The organism is Shewanella seohaensis (genome assembly GCF_023283775.1).
In the GTDB taxonomy this organism is placed as follows: domain Bacteria; phylum Pseudomonadota; class Gammaproteobacteria; order Enterobacterales; family Shewanellaceae; genus Shewanella; species Shewanella seohaensis.
The window spans coordinates 83,402-100,953 of sequence record NZ_JAKILE010000004.1 but is presented as its reverse complement, the minus strand read 5'-3'; the positions used below and the strand labels follow the sequence as shown (position 1 = coordinate 100,953).

Annotated in this window: 18 protein-coding genes; all 18 read left to right on the top strand. The window is 48.1% G+C overall.

From position 1 onward, the window contains the following. Window positions 1-22: 22 nt before the first annotated feature. The 18 genes from fliD (at window position 23) to fliP (ending at window position 17,540) form a co-directional block, all read left to right on the top strand. Window positions 23-1,378 (top strand): flagellar filament capping protein FliD, encoded by a 1,356-nt coding sequence (gene fliD / locus L2713_RS05910; RefSeq protein ID WP_248967275.1) that lies wholly within the window; start codon window positions 23-25, stop codon window positions 1,376-1,378. Window positions 1,379-1,393: 15 nt separating this feature from the next. Further along, a complete protein-coding gene (locus L2713_RS05905) occupies window positions 1,394-1,735 on the top strand; it encodes a hypothetical protein (RefSeq protein WP_248967274.1) in 342 nt (113 codons plus the stop codon). A gap of 6 nt (window positions 1,736-1,741) precedes the next feature. Then, a complete protein-coding gene (gene fliS, locus L2713_RS05900; RefSeq protein WP_248967273.1) occupies window positions 1,742-2,143 on the top strand; it encodes a flagellar export chaperone FliS in 402 nt (133 codons plus the stop codon). A 297-nt stretch (window positions 2,144-2,440) separates the two neighbouring features. Beyond that, window positions 2,441-3,874: a sigma-54 dependent transcriptional regulator gene (locus L2713_RS05895; RefSeq protein WP_248967272.1), complete on the top strand. Its 1,434-nt coding sequence runs from the start codon at window positions 2,441-2,443 to the stop codon at window positions 3,872-3,874. Window positions 3,875-3,982: 108 nt separating this feature from the next. Next, window positions 3,983-5,065, top strand: coding sequence for a sensor histidine kinase (locus L2713_RS05890; RefSeq protein ID WP_248967271.1), 1,083 nt, complete (start codon window positions 3,983-3,985; stop codon window positions 5,063-5,065). Continuing rightward, on the top strand, window positions 5,058-6,398 hold the full coding sequence (locus tag L2713_RS05885) for a sigma-54-dependent transcriptional regulator (RefSeq protein WP_248967270.1): 1,341 nt from the start codon (window positions 5,058-5,060) through the stop codon (window positions 6,396-6,398). Before L2713_RS05890 ends, L2713_RS05885 begins: the two co-directional genes overlap by 8 nt. Window positions 6,399-6,576: 178 nt before the next feature. Beyond that, the gene (gene fliE / locus L2713_RS05880) at window positions 6,577-6,915 is read left to right on the top strand and encodes a flagellar hook-basal body complex protein FliE (RefSeq protein ID WP_011625692.1); all 339 of its coding nucleotides are present in this window, start codon (window positions 6,577-6,579) and stop codon (window positions 6,913-6,915) included. A 44-nt stretch (window positions 6,916-6,959) separates the two neighbouring features. Continuing rightward, the gene (gene fliF, locus L2713_RS05875) at window positions 6,960-8,645 is read left to right on the top strand and encodes a flagellar basal-body MS-ring/collar protein FliF (protein ID WP_181382174.1); all 1,686 of its coding nucleotides are present in this window, start codon (window positions 6,960-6,962) and stop codon (window positions 8,643-8,645) included. Continuing rightward, window positions 8,638-9,684, top strand: coding sequence for a flagellar motor switch protein FliG (gene fliG / locus L2713_RS05870; RefSeq protein WP_011716417.1), 1,047 nt, complete (start codon window positions 8,638-8,640; stop codon window positions 9,682-9,684). Before fliF ends, fliG begins: the two co-directional genes overlap by 8 nt. Next, window positions 9,671-10,633, top strand: a complete 963-nt coding sequence (fliH, locus tag L2713_RS05865; protein WP_248967269.1) for a flagellar assembly protein FliH — start codon at window positions 9,671-9,673, stop codon at window positions 10,631-10,633. The genes fliG and fliH overlap by 14 nt, the downstream gene beginning before the upstream one ends. After that, window positions 10,602-11,939 (top strand): flagellar protein export ATPase FliI, encoded by a 1,338-nt coding sequence (gene fliI, locus L2713_RS05860; RefSeq protein WP_248967268.1) that lies wholly within the window; start codon window positions 10,602-10,604, stop codon window positions 11,937-11,939. Before fliH ends, fliI begins: the two co-directional genes overlap by 32 nt. Window positions 11,940-11,950: 11 nt before the next feature. Beyond that, a complete protein-coding gene (fliJ, locus tag L2713_RS05855) occupies window positions 11,951-12,397 on the top strand; it encodes a flagellar export protein FliJ (RefSeq protein WP_055647463.1) in 447 nt (148 codons plus the stop codon). A 158-nt stretch (window positions 12,398-12,555) separates the two neighbouring features. Beyond that, entirely contained in the window at window positions 12,556-14,289 is a 1,734-nt protein-coding gene (locus L2713_RS05850; protein ID WP_248967267.1) for a flagellar hook-length control protein FliK, read from the top strand. An 83-nt stretch (window positions 14,290-14,372) separates the two neighbouring features. Then, a complete protein-coding gene (gene fliL, locus L2713_RS05845; protein ID WP_109286377.1) occupies window positions 14,373-14,897 on the top strand; it encodes a flagellar basal body-associated protein FliL in 525 nt (174 codons plus the stop codon). A gap of 40 nt (window positions 14,898-14,937) precedes the next feature. Continuing rightward, window positions 14,938-15,969, top strand: coding sequence for a flagellar motor switch protein FliM (gene fliM / locus L2713_RS05840; protein WP_109286378.1), 1,032 nt, complete (start codon window positions 14,938-14,940; stop codon window positions 15,967-15,969). Window positions 15,970-15,981: 12 nt separating this feature from the next. Continuing rightward, a complete protein-coding gene (fliN, locus tag L2713_RS05835) occupies window positions 15,982-16,356 on the top strand; it encodes a flagellar motor switch protein FliN (RefSeq protein WP_011622077.1) in 375 nt (124 codons plus the stop codon). Between the two features lie 33 nt (window positions 16,357-16,389). After that, complete coding sequence (gene fliO, locus L2713_RS05830; RefSeq protein ID WP_011625697.1) at window positions 16,390-16,797, top strand: flagellar biosynthetic protein FliO; 408 nt, start codon at window positions 16,390-16,392, stop codon at window positions 16,795-16,797. Then, a complete protein-coding gene (gene fliP, locus L2713_RS05825) occupies window positions 16,794-17,540 on the top strand; it encodes a flagellar type III secretion system pore protein FliP (protein WP_011622079.1) in 747 nt (248 codons plus the stop codon). Before fliO ends, fliP begins: the two co-directional genes overlap by 4 nt. The last annotated feature ends 12 nt before the right edge of the window (window positions 17,541-17,552 follow it).

Sequence of the window (17,552 nt, the reverse complement as noted above, 5' to 3'; positions counted from 1 at the left end):
CTGAGAGGCAGGGGAGGTTAACATGGCGGGTTTAACTGCAAGCGGCATTGGTTCAGGGCTTGATATTGGTGGCATAGTCTCGGCTTTGGTAAACGCTGAAAAGGCTCCCAAAGAGGCGCAATTCAATAAAACCGAAGGCCTTGTTAATACTCAAATCTCCGCTCTAGGCGCATTAAAAAGTAGTATTTCTGATTTTTTGGATAAATTAAAGCCATTGTCTGAAGCCAAAACCTTTACTGGGTTTACTTCTAAGTTATCTAAAAGCGACTATTTGTCGGCCAAGACTGATTCCGATGCAGTTGCAGGCAGTTATAACTTAGTGGTTGAGCAGCTCGCTCAAAGTCAGAAAGTCGGCTCAGCAAATGTTACCGATGTGACAGCGCCAATTGGTAGCGGCTCTCTGGCAATTGATGTCGCTGGAAAAAGCTTCTCCATCGATGTTGCGAGCGGTGATTCGCTTCAGGATATTGTAAAAAAAATCAATAAGGCTGACGATAATGTTGGGGTAACGGCCACCATCATCAACAGTGATGCTGGACCACAGATGGTTCTGACATCCAATAAAACGGGCACAGCAAATCAAATCCAAGTGACAGCAAACGATGATACAGGTACAGCCCTTGCCGATACCTTCACCATGACAGAGGTACAGGGGGCCAAAGATGCCATACTGTATGTGGATGGCCTAAAGGTGACATCAAATTCTAATGAGGTTAAGGATGCAATACAGGGCGTTACTTTGACTCTTAAAGATGCCGATGTCGATAAATCTACCACATTGACAATTGAGCAAGATAAGGCTTCTGCAACCAAAGCCATAAAGGAGTTTGTTGAGTCTTATAATACCATGACAAGCACAGTGAAGGGGATGTCGGGTTATGATCCTAAAACTAAACAGGTGGGAATATTCCAAGGCGACTCTCTTATTCGTAGTTTGCAAAGCCAGTTTCGAGGGGTGATCTCTTCCTCCTATGGCGATGGTATGGCGCTAGCAAACCTAGGCATTAAAACCACACGTGATGGAACCTTGGAGCTGGATGAGGATACCTTAAAAAAAGCACTTGAGAATGATATAAGTGCAGTGGCCGATTTCTTTACCACTGAGGGCACCGGATTTGCTGCCAAAATGACTAGTGTGGGCGAAGCATATACTCAATCAGGGGGATTGCTTGATAGCCGTGATGAAACATTGGATAACCGACTTTCCCGTCTAGGGGATGAAAGAGCTGCTTTTTCGTTGAAAATGAAAGCCTATGAAGCTCGGCTTACTAAGCAGTTTAATGCAATGGATTTGATGGTTGGCCAGCTTAATTCGCAAGGTAGTACTATTCAGGCTCGTATCGATTCGTTACCTGGATTAGTCTCACGTAAGAAATAATATTGAGTGACCCACATGTCTGAAGCAATAAATGCTTATGATGAGCTGCAGTTAGTAAACAAGTTAGTGCATGAAACATTGTCACATTTGGATACAGTTGCAGGTAATCTTGATGAGTCAGAAGAATTGGCAAGTATCCTGCAAGAACTTATAAACAGGCGTCAAGAATTGTTACTACAATGGCTGCCTGACACAACTCAAGATGATGTTACGTTACTCACAGAACAGCAAAAGCTAAGTCTGACATTCGAGCAGTGTATCGCTAATGTTAGGCAGCAGTATGCCAATGAGTTAGCACTCAGAAAAAGTAACACTTCAAAAGTAAATTTGTATAAAACTTTGTATGCAAACAGGTAGGTAGTTATGAGAGGCTCACTCCAGTCTTATCGTAAAGTTTCCCTCGAGAGTCAGATCGCAGATGCTTCTCCACACAGAATTACTCAGATGTTGTTTAATGGGGCATTAGAGCGGATTGCTCAATCAAAAATTGCAATGGAGCAATGTGATATCGCTAGCAAAGGCTTATTGATTGGTAAGGCTATCGGTATTATTCTCGGTCTGAAAAACACACTAGTGATGGATGCGGGTGGCGATATTGCCACTAATTTAGCCAATCTTTACGATTTTATGGTGCAACGTTTGACTGATGCGAATGTGCAGAATGACCCTGCAGCATTAGATGATGTTGCTGGATTACTGCGCGAAATCAAAGAAGCGTGGGATGCAATTCCTGCGGATAAACACAATATCACTTCTCATACATAAGCTCGTTAATTGTGTTATAGATCAACAGGAAAAAGGACGCACTGAGTGCGTCTTTTTTTTGGCTTTCGTCAATTTATTGACATAATTGACTAGAATCATGGGATAAATGAACTAAAATCAATTCAGTTTGGCATAATCCGCATTCGAAGCTTGCTTCTCGACTGCTGATAATACAATATTCATCACAGTAGTGATGGTGGCACAGATTGTTACATTGAATTTGTTAAGCTTTTACAGCAACTAATCATAAATAATTAATGCGAATTGATACCTAATTAGCGCTTTACGGCCTACTGAATGATGCAAACAGATCAACGAATTTTACTTGTCGGAACCCCATCAGAGCGCTTAAGTCGCCTGTGTTGCATTTTTGAATTTTTAGGTGAGCAGATTGAAATCATCTCCGCCGAAAAGTTGAGCTCTTGTCTCCAGGATACCCGTTATCGTGCCTTAGTGCTGACGACAGACAATATGTCTGTAGAGGCATTGAAATCACTCGCTAATCAGTACCCATGGCAACCTATTTTATTGTTCGGCAACGTCGGTGATCTGCAAGTATCGAATGTGCTTGGTCAAATCGAAGAGCCATTAAACTATCCGCAACTCACTGAACTGCTGCATTTTTGCCAAGTGTATGGCCAGGTTAAACGGCCGCAAGTGCCAACCAGTGCGAATCAAACCAAACTATTCCGTAGTTTAGTGGGCCGCAGTGAAGGTATTGCCAATGTTCGCCATTTGATTAGCCAAGTTGCAACTTCTGACGCGACAGTATTAGTGCTAGGGCAGTCGGGTACAGGTAAGGAAGTCGTCGCTCGTAACATTCATTACTTGTCTGAACGCCGTGATGGTCCTTTTATTCCGGTGAACTGTGGTGCGATCCCGCCAGAACTACTCGAAAGCGAATTATTCGGTCATGAGAAGGGCTCTTTTACGGGGGCTATTAGCTCGCGTAAGGGCCGTTTTGAGCTCGCAGAAGGTGGCACACTGTTTCTCGATGAAATCGGTGATATGCCTTTGCAGATGCAGGTAAAATTGCTGCGTGTGCTGCAGGAGCGCGTATTCGAGCGTGTCGGTGGCACTAAGACGATCAATGCTGATGTGCGTGTTGTCGCTGCTACCCACAGAGATCTCGAAAGCATGATCACCAGCAACGAGTTCCGTGAAGATCTTTACTACCGCCTCAACGTTTTCCCGATTGAGATGCCTGCTCTAAGCGACCGCAAGGATGACGTTCCTCTACTGTTGCAAGAGTTGGTAAGCCGAGTCTATAACGAAGGACGTGGCAAGGTTCGCTTTACCCAACGTGCGATTGAATCGTTAAAAGAGCACGCTTGGTCGGGTAACGTACGTGAATTGTCGAACTTGGTTGAGCGTTTAACGATTTTATATCCTGGCGGTTTAGTCGATGTGAATGACTTGCCTATCAAGTATCGCCATATTGATGTGCCAGAATACAGCATCGAACTCAGTGAGGAACAACAGGAACGTGATGCGCTAGCATCCATCTTCACTAGTGAAGAGCCGGTTGAAATCCCTGAAACCCGTTTCCCAAGTGAATTACCGCCGGAAGGGGTCAACCTTAAGGATCTGCTGGCTGAGCTTGAAATCGACATGATTCGTCAAGCGTTAGAGCAGCAGGATAACGTTGTTGCGCGCGCGGCAGAAATGCTCGGTATTCGTCGTACTACTTTGGTTGAGAAAATGCGTAAGTACGGAATGACGAAAGAATAGTCATATTCCCGTTGTTTATCCTATTGTTTTACCTATCTAAATTCATTTTTTAATTTGGCATAGAATCTGCAAACACTCCGTCAGAAGCAATTTTTTGACGGAGTGACTATGTCAGCCCATCCACTAGCGCAACTTGAAACATTCAAGCACACTAGCAAACAATGGAACCAACTGCGTGAGGCCGCCAATATGTCCAATCGGATGGAGCATATTTTACAGGCTATGCCTTCTGGCGTGGTGATTTTGAACGGTGACGGTATTGTTACCGATGCAAACCCTGTTGCCGTGGAATTGCTAGAGCAGCCGTTATGCGGCGCCCGCTGGATTGATGTGATCCATACGGCGTTTGCGCCACAGGATGATGATGGTCATGAAGTCTCATTACGCAATGGCCGCCGAGTCAAATTTGCGATAACCCCATTAACGCCAGAACCGGGCCAATTAATTGTGCTGACGGATCTGACCGAAACTCGTCTACTGCAAAAGAATCTTTCCCATCTGCAGCGTCTGTCAGCCCTCGGCAAAATGGTCGCGACGCTGGCGCATCAGGTGCGTACACCACTGTCGGCGGCACTGCTCTATGCTGCGAATCTGGCCAGTCCCAAATTATCGGAATCAGCTAAGGCAAAATTTCAGCAGAAGTTAGTGGATAGACTCAATGAGCTTGAACGCCAAGTTAACGATATGCTGCTGATGGCCAAAGGGCGGCAGGATGAATTGGGTGAGTTAGTTAACCTTGATGAGGTGATCAATACTGTCATGGCGAACTGTGAGCCGATTGTGGCTCAGCGCGGCGCAACATTGGCTGTCACCAATGCGTCCAACGGTTTAATGCTGGCGAATGTGAATGCGCTCAGTTCTGCCGTGAATAATCTGGTGATGAATAGCCTTGAAGCTGGGGCAACGCAGATCCAAATCGTCGCCAATGATATCGGCGAGCAGTTAGCCCTCAATGTGGTCGACAATGGCAAAGGGCTGGATGCCAAGATGCAACAAAAAGTGTTGGAGCCTTTCTTTACCACCAAAGCGCAAGGAACGGGCCTTGGCTTAGCCGTTGTGCAGTCCGTGGTGCGCAATCATGGCGGCCAAATCCAATTGAGTTGTATGCCCAATAAAGGTTGTACTGTGTCATTGACATTCCCGCAGGCTAAATCGGCTACAGTGTTGCCGCTGGAGAAACCCTATGTCTGAAGCCAAATTACTCTTAGTCGAAGACGATGCGTCCCTGCGTGAGGCATTGCTCGATACCTTGATGTTGGCGCAATACGACTGTATTGATGTGGCCTCCGGCGAGGAAGCCATTATCGCATTGAAGCAACATCAGTTTGACTTAGTGATCAGCGATGTGCAGATGCAGGGCATTGGCGGCTTAGGCTTATTAAATTACTTACAGCAGCATCACCCCAAGCTGCCGGTGTTACTGATGACAGCATATGCCACCATTGGTAGTGCGGTCAGTGCAATTAAATTGGGCGCCGTCGATTATTTGGCTAAACCCTTTGCTCCAGAGGTGTTGCTCAACCAAGTTTCCCGCTATTTACCGCTCAAACAAAATAGCGATCAACCTGTTGTTGCCGATGAAAAGAGTCTTGCGCTCTTGTCCTTGGCGCAGCGGGTGGCGGCATCCGATGCCTCTGTGATGATCCTTGGGCCAAGCGGCTCGGGTAAAGAAGTATTAGCCCGCTATATTCATCAACATAGCAGCCGTGCCGAAGAGGCGTTTGTGGCCATCAATTGTGCGGCCATCCCTGAGAATATGCTCGAGGCGACCTTATTCGGTTATGAAAAGGGCGCTTTTACAGGGGCTTATCAGGCATGCCCTGGTAAATTTGAACAGGCGCAAGGTGGCACCTTATTACTCGATGAAATTTCAGAAATGGATTTGGGACTTCAGGCCAAACTGCTGCGTGTGCTGCAGGAGCGCGAAGTGGAGCGTTTAGGTGGTCGCAAAACCATTAAGTTAGATGTTCGTGTGCTTGCCACTTCGAATCGGGATTTAAAGGCCGTGGTTGCCGCAGGGCAATTCCGAGAAGATCTCTATTATCGCATTAACGTGTTTCCACTGACCTGGCCTGCACTGAATCAACGCCCTGCGGATATTTTGCCCTTAGCTCGGCATTTACTCGCTAAACACGCCAAGGCGCTAAATGTGCTTGATTTACCAGAGTTTGATGAAGCAGCTTGTCGTCGTTTACTCAGTCACCGCTGGCCGGGTAATGTGCGCGAGTTGGATAACGTTGTCCAACGCGCGTTAATTTTACGTGCTGGTGCTGTGATTAGTGCCAACGATATTATTATCGATGCCCAAGATGTGCCTCTGTCATCCGATGACGCCGAATACGCTAACGAGCCGGAAGGTTTAGGTGAAGAGTTAAAGGCGCAGGAGCATGTGATCATTCTCGAAACCTTAGCGCAATGCCAAGGTAGTCGTAAGCTGGTTGCCGAAAAACTTGGGATCAGTGCGCGGACCTTAAGATACAAGATGGCCAGAATGCGCGATATGGGGATTCAATTGCCCAACTAAGTTGTGTTTTTTACCTTGTCTAAAGCCATTGCCACAGGGGTCACCCTTTGGTGATTTCATATTTGACGACTCCCTCAATTCTTTTTAACACGGCTGAGTGAAAACTTGGCCGTGCTTTTGCATATCCTGTTTATCTAGAGAGTTTAATCGTCAATAACTCGACGATGGGGAGCACGACATGCAAATTGGCGCGAATTCATTACTGCAAGAAATGCAGTCACTTCAAGGTGAGATCAAACCTTCTTTTGGGATTTCACCCAATAATATTGTGCAGCAAGTGAATAACACCAGCGGTGCTGACTTTGGGCAACTTCTCTCTCAAGCCATTGGTAATGTTAGCGGCTTGCAGTCAACCTCATCGAATCTCGCGACTAGGCTCGAAATGGGTGACACGACAGTGAGCCTTTCTGATACTGTTATCGCCCGCGAAAAGGCCAGTGTTGCCTTTGAAGCCACAGTCCAAGTGCGCAATAAGCTCGTTGAAGCTTATAAAGAAATAATGAGCATGCCTGTTTAGGCCTTGAATAACGCAATTAGCAGGTACGAATCGTGAGCACAGAAATGATTGTCGGATCAAACGCCGGCGCAGTGGACCAAGGGGTCCAACAGGAAAATAAATCCGGCGTGCTGGGGAGTCTTGGTGGCGTCGATATGATGCGTCAAATCACCATGATTTTAGCCCTCGCCATTTGTTTGGCGTTAGCCGTGTTCGTCATGATCTGGGCACAGGAGCCTGAGTACCGTCCATTGGGTAAAATGGAAACTCAGGAAATGGTGCAAGTGCTCGACGTGCTTGATAAAAATAAGATCAAGTATCAAATCGATGTTGACGTCGTTAAGGTGCCCGAGGACAAATATCAAGAAGTTAAAATGATGCTGAGCCGTGCGGGTATTGATAGTGCCGCCGCCTCAAACAAAGACTTTCTCACCCAAGACAGTGGTTTTGGCGTGAGCCAAAGAATGGAGCAGGCTCGCCTCAAGCATAGCCAAGAGGAAAACCTCGCCCGCGCAATTGAACAACTGCAAAGTGTTAGCCGCGCTAAAGTGATTTTGGCGTTACCTAAAGAAAACGTGTTTGCGCGTAATACTGCGCAACCAAGTGCGACCGTTGTGATTAACACTCGCCGTGGCGGTTTAGGCCAAGGAGAGGTCGATGCGATTGTGGATATCGTCGCTTCTGCCGTTCAGGGCTTAGAGCCTTCTCGCGTTACCGTCACAGATTCTAACGGCCGTTTACTGAACTCGGGCAGTCAAGATGGCATCTCTGCTAGGGCGCGTCGTGAGCTTGAGTTGGTTCAACAAAAAGAAGCCGAATACCGCACCAAGATTGATTCGATTCTCTCGCCCATCCTTGGCCCTGATAATTTCACCTCCCAAGTGGATGTGAGCATGGATTTTACCGCGGTCGAGCAAACCGCTAAGCGTTTTAACCCTGACTTACCGTCGCTACGTAGCGAAATGACGGTTGAGAATAATTCGACAGGTGGTTCAACTGGCGGTATTCCTGGCGCGTTGTCGAACCAACCTCCGATGGAGTCAAATATTCCTCAGGATGCGACCAAGGCGACAGAAAGCGTGACGGCCGGTAACTCGCACCGCGAAGCGACTCGTAATTTTGAGTTAGATACCACCATCAGCCATACCCGTCAGCAAATTGGCGTAGTGCGCCGCGTCAGTGTGTCGGTAGCCGTGGACTTTAAACCTGGCGCTGCCGGTGAGAATGGTCAAGTGGCGCGCGTTGCCCGCACCGAGCAAGAGCTCACCAATATCCGCCGTTTACTGGAAGGCGCGGTAGGCTTTAGCGCGCAGCGTGGTGATGTTTTAGAGGTGGTCACTGTTCCCTTTATGGATCAATTGGTTGAAGATGTACCTGCGCCTGAGCTTTGGGAACAACCTTGGTTCTGGCGTGCAGTTAAGCTAGGTATCGGTGCCTTAGTTATCTTAGTGCTGATCCTTGCTGTGGTGCGCCCAATGCTGAAACGCTTAATCTACCCAGACAGTGTGAACATGCCTGAAGATTCAAGATTGGGGAATGAGCTGGCCGAGATTGAGGATCAATATGCAGCCGACACCTTAGGGATGCTCAATACCAAAGAAGCAGAGTATAGTTATGCCGACGATGGCTCAATTCTTATCCCTAATCTGCATAAAGATGATGATATGATTAAAGCTATCCGTGCGCTTGTGGCCAATGAGCCCGAGCTTTCAACCCAAGTCGTGAAAAACTGGTTACAAGACAATGGCTGAGAATAAATCAAAAGACGCCGCTGAAACCTCAAGTTTCAATATTAAGGATCTCAGTGGCATCGAAAAAACGGCGATTTTACTGTTAAGTTTGAGTGAAGCCGATGCCGCCTCTATTTTAAAGCACTTAGAACCTAAACAAGTGCAAAAGGTCGGTATGGCGATGGCGGCCATGGAAGACTTTGGGCAGGAAAAAGTCATCGGGGTGCATAAGCTGTTTCTCGATGATATTCAAAAGTATTCTTCTATAGGCTTTAACAGCGAAGAGTTCGTCCGTAAGGCGTTAACCGCGGCTCTAGGTGAAGACAAAGCCGGTAATTTGATTGAACAAATTATCATGGGCAGCGGCGCCAAAGGTTTGGATTCCCTCAAATGGATGGATGCGCGCCAAGTCGCGACTATCATCCAAAACGAACATCCACAGATCCAAACCATTGTTTTATCGTATTTAGAGCCAGACCAAGCGGCGGAAATTTTCGGCCAGTTCCCTGAGAATACTCGCTTAGACTTAATGATGCGTATTGCTAACCTTGAAGAAGTGCAACCTGCGGCATTGCAGGAATTAAACGACATCATGGAGAAACAATTCGCCGGTCAAGGCGGCGCGCAAGCAGCGAAGATGGGCGGCCTAAAGGCGGCGGCCAACATTATGAACTACCTCGATACGGGGGTCGAAAGTCAGTTGATGGAAACCATGCGCGAAACCGACGAGGAAATGGCGCAGCAAATCCAAGACTTAATGTTCGTATTCGAAAACCTAATCGATGTGGACGACCGTGGTATCCAAACCTTGCTGCGTGAAGTGCAGCAGGATGTATTGATGAAGGCGCTGAAAGGTGCAGACGATCAGCTCAAAGACAAAATTTTGGGCAATATGTCGAAACGGGCCGCCGAATTGCTGCGTGACGATTTAGAGGCCATGGGTCCAATCCGGATCAGCGAAGTGGAAATCGCCCAAAAAGAAATTCTGTCAATTGCGCGTCGATTAAGTGACAGCGGTGAAATCATGTTAGGCGGCGGTGGCGGCGATGAGTTCCTCTAATCGGAGTGACAATAGCGACAATAAATTGTCCCATCGGGTAGTGAGCGACTCGGAGATCGAGTTCAGCCATTGGCAATTACCCGATGTGACCCAAACCGAAGGGGTGAGTATTTCAAACCTCTTTGGTTATTCGCCGCAGCAAGCGCCGAAGGCGGTGGCCGCCGAAACCGTTGCGCCACCCACCATGGCGGAAATTGAAGATATTCGCGCTCAAGCCGAAGAAGAAGGCTTTAACGAAGGTAAGACACAAGGTTATGCCGAAGGACTGGAGCAGGGCAGACTCGAAGGTTTAGAGCAAGGCCATACCGAGGGCTTAGCCCAAGGTCATGAGCAAGGGCTTGAGGCTGGGCTTGCTGAAGCCAAGGCATTAGTCAGCCGCTTCGAAGGGCTATTAAGCCAATTTGAAAAGCCATTGCAAATACTCGATGGCGATATTGAACATTCCTTAATGACACTCACTATGGCGCTGGCTAAATCTGTGATTGGTCATGAACTTAAAACTCATCCAGAACAAATCCTGTCGGCGCTACGTTTAGGGGTCGAATCTCTGCCAATCAAGGAGCAAAGCGTCAGTATTCGCATGCATCCCGATGATGTCGCCTTGGTGGAGCAGCTATATTCCAGTACCCAATTAAACCGTAATCAGTGGCAGTTAGAGGCCGATCCCAGCTTAAATTCTGGGGATTGCATTATCAGTAGCCAACGCTCGCTGGTGGATTTAACCCTGTCCTCGCGCATCGATGCGGTGTTTGAGTCCTTACGTAATCAACAGTCCCATTTGAGTCATCAACAGCAACAACGCCAAGCGGCTCTCGATGAGGAAAACGCTGCAAAAGTGCTATTGAGTGATGAGCTAGGTGACGAGGCGCAGAGCACCGAGTCCCTGAGTACAGAGTTGCAAGCTGATGGAGAGCAAGATGCAAAATCGCCGCCATCAACTGCTGAATAGATTGAATCATTGCATCGACAAAGTCCCGCCGTTTCGAGCCGTCGCCAGTGGTCAACTGGTGCGCGTGGTAGGTTTAACCTTAGAGGCGAGTGGTTGCCGTGCGCCTGTGGGCAGTTTGTGCTCTATCGAAACCATGGCCGGAGAGTTGATTGCCGAAGTCGTCGGGTTTGACGATGAGCTGCTGTACCTTATGCCGATTGAGGAATTACGCGGCGTGTTACCCGGCGCCCGTGTCGTCCCCCTCGGTGAGCAGGCGGGGCTGAGTGTGGGCTTATCCCTATTGGGACGCGTGCTCGACGGCAATGGTGTGCCGTTAGACGGTCTTGGCGCATTATCGACCGAACAGCAGGCGCCAAGGCACAGTAACGCCATCAACCCACTTTCTCGCCGTGCGATCACCGAACCACTCGATGTGGGTGTACGCGCCATCAATGCCATGCTCACCGTTGGTAAGGGCCAACGTATGGGCCTATTTGCAGGCTCGGGTGTGGGTAAGAGTGTGCTGTTAGGGATGATGACCCGGGGCACGACAGCTGACATCATTGTGGTGGGGCTCGTCGGGGAGCGTGGCCGCGAAGTTAAAGAATTTATTGAAGAAATCCTCGGTGAAAAGGGCAGAGCACGCTCTGTTGTGGTGGCGGCGCCCGCCGATACCTCACCCTTGATGCGTCTTCGTGCCTGTGAAACCTCGACTCGTATCGCTGAGTATTTTCGTGATTTAGGCTATAACGTACTGTTATTAATGGATAGTCTGACTCGTTACGCCCAAGCGCAGCGTGAGATTGCTCTGGCCGTAGGTGAACCGCCAGCGACTAAAGGTTATCCACCTTCGGTATTTGCTAAATTGCCGCGTTTGGTTGAACGGGCGGGTAATGGCGGGCCTGGACAAGGTTCTATCACCGCATTTTATACTGTGTTGACTGAGGGCGACGATCAACAGGATCCGATTGCCGATGCTTCACGGGCGATCCTAGACGGCCATATTGTGCTATCTCGCTCACTGGCGGATTCTGGGCATTATCCTGCAATAGATATTGAGGCTTCGATCAGCCGTGTGGCCCCAATGGTGATTTCGAACGAGCACTTAGAAGCCATGCGCCGTGTCAAGCAGACTTATTCCCTCTATCAACAGAATAAGGATCTGATTTCGATTGGTGCCTATGCCCAAGGCAGCGATCCGCGAATCGATAACGCTATACGCCTGCAACCTGCGATGAATGCTTTCTTACGGCAGACCATGCGTGATGCCTTTAGTTTTGCCGATAGCCAAGTCATGCTTGGGCAACTCGCGGCGCAATGTAAATAATCGAGACTGTTATGGCGAATGCCGATCCCCTCTTACTGGTGTTGAAATTAGCCCTCGATGCAGAGGAACAGGCCGCGCTGCTGCTAAAGTCGGCGCAACTAGAGTGTCAAAAGCGCCAAAATCAATTGGATGCACTCAACAATTATCGCTTGGACTATATGAAGCAGATGCAGTCTCAGCAGGGCCAAGCGATTAGCGCCAGCCATTATCACCAATTCCACCGTTTTATTCGGCAAATCGATGAGGCCATTGCGCAGCAAAATCGTGTGGTCGCCGATGGTGAGAAACAGAAAAATTATCGTCAGCAGCATTGGCTCGACAAGCAAAAGAAACGCAAGGCGGTTGAATTGCTCTTGGATAATAAAGAGAAAAAACGCCAAGCTCTTGAGTTGAAAAAAGAGCAAAAGATGACCGATGAATTTGCCTCTCAGCAGTTTTTTCGCCGCAATAAACCCTAACCCAAGCTCGCCATTGTGCGTGTAAGTTGTTTCTTCGATATGTAACCCTCACCTATTGGCACTTTATTTGCTTGCTTTATGCCAGAGATGGCCAAAGCCGCATAAATTGACGTTTGCCCTACTTTTTTATGTCTTCGGGTGAATGTTTAGGAGCTGATATGCAACAAATGAACAATATCCTATTAGCGTCAAGCGCGAAAAATAGCGCTAGCTCAAGTAAAGCATTGACTCAAGATACTAATAGTGAAGACTTTTCTGCAGCGTTGGCTTCAGTCACATCCGTATCTTCACCCTCGACTAAACCCCCAGTGTCTCAGGATGTGGCCGTCAAATCTTCCAGAGCGGAAGCCAGCACTGACGATACAAATACCGATGATGACGCCGATATCAACTTGATTTTCGCCCAGATTGGTATGGCAAATGAGATGAAGAAAGCGGCAGCACCGGGCGAGTCTTTGCCGCTTGAGGCTGATATCACGGCAACGAATGATGCCGATACCGACTCATCCTCGTTATTGGTCGATGCTCAATCTCTGACCGACAGCTCTATTGTTGACGGCACTTTTCCCGATGAAATGGCTAAGTTCGTTCAGGCCACTAACACTGGCCTTGGCGATAACAAACTGAAGGTTAGTACTGAATCAGAAGACTCTGGGGCAGTCGCTCCAAAGGCGGCCGGACAAAATACAGTGCAAGCCACCGCACAGCTATTACAGCAACAAACCTCACAACAGAACGCCGTTGATGCTGAAAGTGTAGGACTACCGATTCCAGCGGCTGATGTCGATGCTTTGGTTGCGGCCGTGACTGTAGCTGAAACGGATACTCAAGGCACCTCAGTTGATGATCCGCATTTGATTGATGATGCAGCGTTACTTACCGGTCTGCGCAGCGAAAAGTTCGTTAAACCGCCCGAGAATCATATTTTACCCATCAAGGGTGAGCCCGTGTTGGGGGGAAAAGAGCTTGGTACCACAGACATTGGCGCTAAGGCGATAAATATGTCGACGCAGCCTGCAGATAAAGCACTTGCATCCCAAAGCATGGTATCTCAAGCCGTTGATAATCAAACGCCAATCAAAGCGGCCAATGCCTCTGCGAGTGATGTATTAACGACGAATGCGGCTACAGCCGCGAATACTAACGATCTTAATACCTTAGGCACGAATGCAGCGACTAATGTCTCAGGTACCACAGCCATCGATCCGAGTCTTACTGCCGACAACCCATCCCGCGCCGAGATTTCCGCAGGCTTTTTGCTAAAAGACGCTAAGTTAGCGGTTACTCTCGATGCACAGCAAGATAGTAGGGTTGCTGCTTTAAGTTCAGGTAGTGAAGAGGCGGGCAGCGAGTTTAAGCCTGTGGAATTTAAAGCGGTATCTTCACTGCATTCTTTGGCAACGCCGGTAACCCAGCGTCAAGATATTCAACAAGTGCAGCTTTCCTTGCGCCAAGGTGTAGAAACTCAAAACCAAATGCAGGAGATGATCCAGCGCTTCTCGCCTGTGATGAAGCAGCAATTAGTGACTATGGTGAGTCAAGGGATCCAACAGGCGGAAATTCGCTTAGATCCGCCAGAACTTGGGCATATGTTGGTTAAAGTACAAGTACATGGCGACCAGACACAAGTGCAGTTCCATGTCACACAATCGCAAACCCGCGATGTTGTAGAGCAAGCCATTCCTCGCCTACGTGAATTATTACAGGAGCAGGGAATGCAATTGGCCGACAGTCATGTTTCTCAAGGGGACCAAGGTCAACGCCGCGAAGGGGGATTTGGTGAAGCGGGTGGTTCGAGCGGTGGAAATGTGGATGATTTCTCGGCAGAAGAGCTAGATTTAGGTTTAAATCAAGCAACTAGTTTAAATTCAGGTATAGATTATTACGCTTAAGAAGGTAACCTATAGTAATAAAGCGGATTATGCGCCAAGCCCTGATCCCATTCCCGAATTTAGCCAATTAAAGAGTACAGAAAATGGCCAAGGAAGAATCATTAGAACTTGAAAGCACCGAAGCGCCTAAAAGTAAGAAGAAGTTTATTTTTATCGGTGCGGGCGTGTTTGCAGCCCTGTTGATTGGGGGCGCCCTGTGGTTTTTCCTCGGTAGCAGTGATGAGGCGCCCGAAGCTGCCGCCGAAGGTGCTACAGCAACGGAGGCGACCACTCCTGCCGCCGATGCGGCAATGGCGGCCTATGTGCCAATGCCACGGCCCTTTTTATTTAACCTCCCAGGGCCTGACCGTGCTCGTCTCGTTGAAATTAAAGTGCAACTGATGGTCAGAGGCCAAGACGATGATGTGTTGACCCAAAAGCATATTCCGTTGATTGAAGATGCGCTGTTAACCACCTTTAGTGGCGCCGATGTGCAAAAGTTAAGTACACAGGCGGGTAAAGATGAATTGCGACAATTAGCACTGCTGAGCGTACAAAATACCTTGCAATCTGTGACCGGACGTAAAGTGGTTGAGAAAGTACTCTTCACCGGTTTTGTAATGCAATAACCTTTTATCTTCAGCACCTTAAAGAGGCGAAGACAATACTGTGAGTGATTTATTAAGCCAAGACGAAATTGATGCGCTCTTACACGGAGTCGATGACGTCGAAGAGGATAATGAGCTTGATGCCGCGGGGCTAGAAGCTCGCTCCTACGACTTTTCCTCCCAAGACCGTATTGTGCGTGGTCGTATGCCCACGCTCGAGATTGTGAATGAGCGTTTTGCCCGCCACCTGCGGATCAGCATGTTCAACATGATGCGTCGTGCGGCCGAAGTGTCGATTAACGGCGTGCAAATGCTGAAATTTGGTGAGTACGTACACACCTTGTTCGTCCCGACTAGCTTGAATATGGTGCGCTTCAATCCCTTAAAAGGCACGGCACTGATCACCATGGAAGCGCGTTTAGTGTTTATTCTGGTGGACAACTTTTTTGGCGGCGATGGCCGTTTCCATGCCAAGATTGAAGGTCGGGAATTTACCCCAACTGAACGTCGCATCGTGCAGTTATTGCTTAAGATTATCTTTGAAGACTATAAAGATGCTTGGGCGCCAGTGATGGATGTCGAGTTTGATTATTTAGACTCCGAAGTAAACCCCGCGATGGCCAACATCGTCAGCCCCACTGAAGTGGTGGTGATTAACTCCTTCCACATCGAAGTGGATGGTGGCGGCGGTGACTTCCATATCACTATGCCTTATTCGATGATTGAACCTATCCGTGAACTGCTCGACGCGGGTGTGCAGAGTGATAAACAAGACACCGACATGCGTTGGTCACAGGCGCTGCATGACGAAATTATGGATGTGAAAGTCGGATTTGATGCCAGTGTGGTTGAGCATGAACTCACACTCAAAGATGTCATGAACTTCAAGGCTGGAGATATTATTCCGATCGAGCTGCCTGAATACATTATGATGAAAATCGAAGACTTACCGACCTATCGCTGTAAAATGGGGCGTTCACGCGATAATCTAGCACTTAAAATTTACGAAAAAATCCCACGTCCTGAAACGGTCAAATCCGAACTGCAATTAGTGACACGTAAAGGCAAAGCCAGAGACATATCCGAATTATAAAGGTGAAGTGAGATGAGTACAGATGATGATTGGGCTGCAGCCATGGCCGAACAGGCATTGGAAGAGGCTAATGCCATTGACCTTGACGAGCTGGTAGACGACTCGCAGCCAATAAGTAAGGCTGAAGCCGCCAAACTAGACACTATTTTAGATATCCCTGTGACGATTTCGATGGAAGTTGGTCGCAGCTATATCAGCATTCGTAACCTACTGCAGCTGAACCAAGGTTCTGTGGTGGAATTGGATAGGGTGGCGGGTGAGCCGCTCGATGTGATGGTCAATGGCACACTTATCGCCCATGGTGAAGTGGTTGTGGTTAATGATAAGTTTGGTATTCGCCTAACGGATGTGATCAGCCAAACTGAGCGGATTAAAAAGCTTAAGTAATTCATCGAACAAGACAAAGCCTGAAGGAGCGAGATGAGCACATCGGTCATACTCAGTCTAGTGTCAGCGACTCAGGCGAGTGTTGCTGGCGTTGCAAACGAAAGTGCCGCGACAGCAACGAAAGTGGCTGAACCTTCGCAAATGGCTGCCGCAGCGAGCATGCTAGGCGGTCTTATTTTAGTGTTATTGCTTATCTTCGCCTTAGCGTACCTGCTGCGGCGATTTAATTTAGTGCCGACGAATCACAGCGTGCTGAAAACCCTTGCGGTAACATCCCTTGGGCAAAAGGAGCGTTTGGTGTTAGTTCAGGTCGGTGAACAGCAGTATTTATTGGGTGTTAGCGGGCAACAGGTTAATTTAATTGATAAATTAGCTGAGCCAATCCAAATTGAGTCCGTTTCCTTTGCGGACAAGCTACGGCAGGCGAAATTAAAACAATGATGAAGTACATACTCACCTTGATTGGGGTTAGTACCCTGTTGTTTGCCGCATCGGTGGGCGCGGCCGATGGTGTATTGCCGGCGGTAACCGTAAAAACCGCTGCCGATGGTTCGACCGAATATTCGGTGACCATGCAGATCCTATTACTCATGACCTCGCTGAGCTTTATTCCTGCGATGGTCATTATGTTGACTTCCTTTACCCGCATCATAGTGGTTCTCTCGATTTTGCGCCAAGCCATTGGTTTACAACAGACACCTTCTAACCAAGTCTTGATTGGTATGAGCCTGTTTATGACCTTTTTCATTATGGCGCCAGTGTTCGACAAAATTTATGACCAAGGGGTAAAACCCTATATCGATGAGCAGCTCACGCTGCAACAGGCCTTCGATAAGGGCAAAGAGCCATTACGAGCATTTATGTTAGGGCAGGTGCGTACCACAGATCTGAAAACCTTTATCGATATCTCGGGGTATCAAAACATTAATTCCCCAGAAGAAGCGCCAATGAGCGTGTTGGTGCCAGCTTTTATTACCAGCGAACTGAAAACCGCCTTTCAAATTGGGTTTATGTTGTTTGTGCCATTTTTAGTGCTCGACCTTGTGGTTGCCAGTATCTTGATGGCCATGGGTATGATGATGCTCTCGCCGATGATTGTTTCTTTACCCTTTAAGATCATGTTGTTTGTGCTTGTTGATGGCTGGGGCCTAGTGATGGGCACTTTAGCCAATAGCTTTGGTTAGACGAGCGGAGAT

Bases quoted from the DNA above. Each gene is read 5' to 3' on its own strand.
- fliD (WP_248967275.1), top strand. From the start codon at position 23: ATGGCGGGTTTAACTGCAAGCGGCATTGGTTCAGGGCTTGATATTGGT.
- L2713_RS05905 (WP_248967274.1), top strand. From the start codon at position 1,394: ATGTCTGAAGCAATAAATGCTTATGATGAGCTGCAGTTAGTAAACAAG.
- fliS (WP_248967273.1), top strand. From the start codon at position 1,742: ATGAGAGGCTCACTCCAGTCTTATCGTAAAGTTTCCCTCGAGAGTCAG.
- L2713_RS05895 (WP_248967272.1), top strand. From the start codon at position 2,441: ATGATGCAAACAGATCAACGAATTTTACTTGTCGGAACCCCATCAGAG.
- L2713_RS05890 (WP_248967271.1), top strand. From the start codon at position 3,983: ATGTCAGCCCATCCACTAGCGCAACTTGAAACATTCAAGCACACTAGC.
- L2713_RS05885 (WP_248967270.1), top strand. From the start codon at position 5,058: ATGTCTGAAGCCAAATTACTCTTAGTCGAAGACGATGCGTCCCTGCGT.
- fliE (WP_011625692.1), top strand. From the start codon at position 6,577: ATGCAAATTGGCGCGAATTCATTACTGCAAGAAATGCAGTCACTTCAA.
- fliF (WP_181382174.1), top strand. From the start codon at position 6,960: ATGATTGTCGGATCAAACGCCGGCGCAGTGGACCAAGGGGTCCAACAG.
- fliG (WP_011716417.1), top strand. From the start codon at position 8,638: ATGGCTGAGAATAAATCAAAAGACGCCGCTGAAACCTCAAGTTTCAAT.
- fliH (WP_248967269.1), top strand. From the start codon at position 9,671: ATGAGTTCCTCTAATCGGAGTGACAATAGCGACAATAAATTGTCCCAT.
- fliI (WP_248967268.1), top strand. From the start codon at position 10,602: ATGCAAAATCGCCGCCATCAACTGCTGAATAGATTGAATCATTGCATC.
- fliJ (WP_055647463.1), top strand. From the start codon at position 11,951: ATGGCGAATGCCGATCCCCTCTTACTGGTGTTGAAATTAGCCCTCGAT.
- L2713_RS05850 (WP_248967267.1), top strand. From the start codon at position 12,556: ATGCAACAAATGAACAATATCCTATTAGCGTCAAGCGCGAAAAATAGC.
- fliL (WP_109286377.1), top strand. From the start codon at position 14,373: ATGGCCAAGGAAGAATCATTAGAACTTGAAAGCACCGAAGCGCCTAAA.
- fliN (WP_011622077.1), top strand. From the start codon at position 15,982: ATGAGTACAGATGATGATTGGGCTGCAGCCATGGCCGAACAGGCATTG.
- fliO (WP_011625697.1), top strand. From the start codon at position 16,390: ATGAGCACATCGGTCATACTCAGTCTAGTGTCAGCGACTCAGGCGAGT.
- fliP (WP_011622079.1), top strand. From the start codon at position 16,794: ATGATGAAGTACATACTCACCTTGATTGGGGTTAGTACCCTGTTGTTT.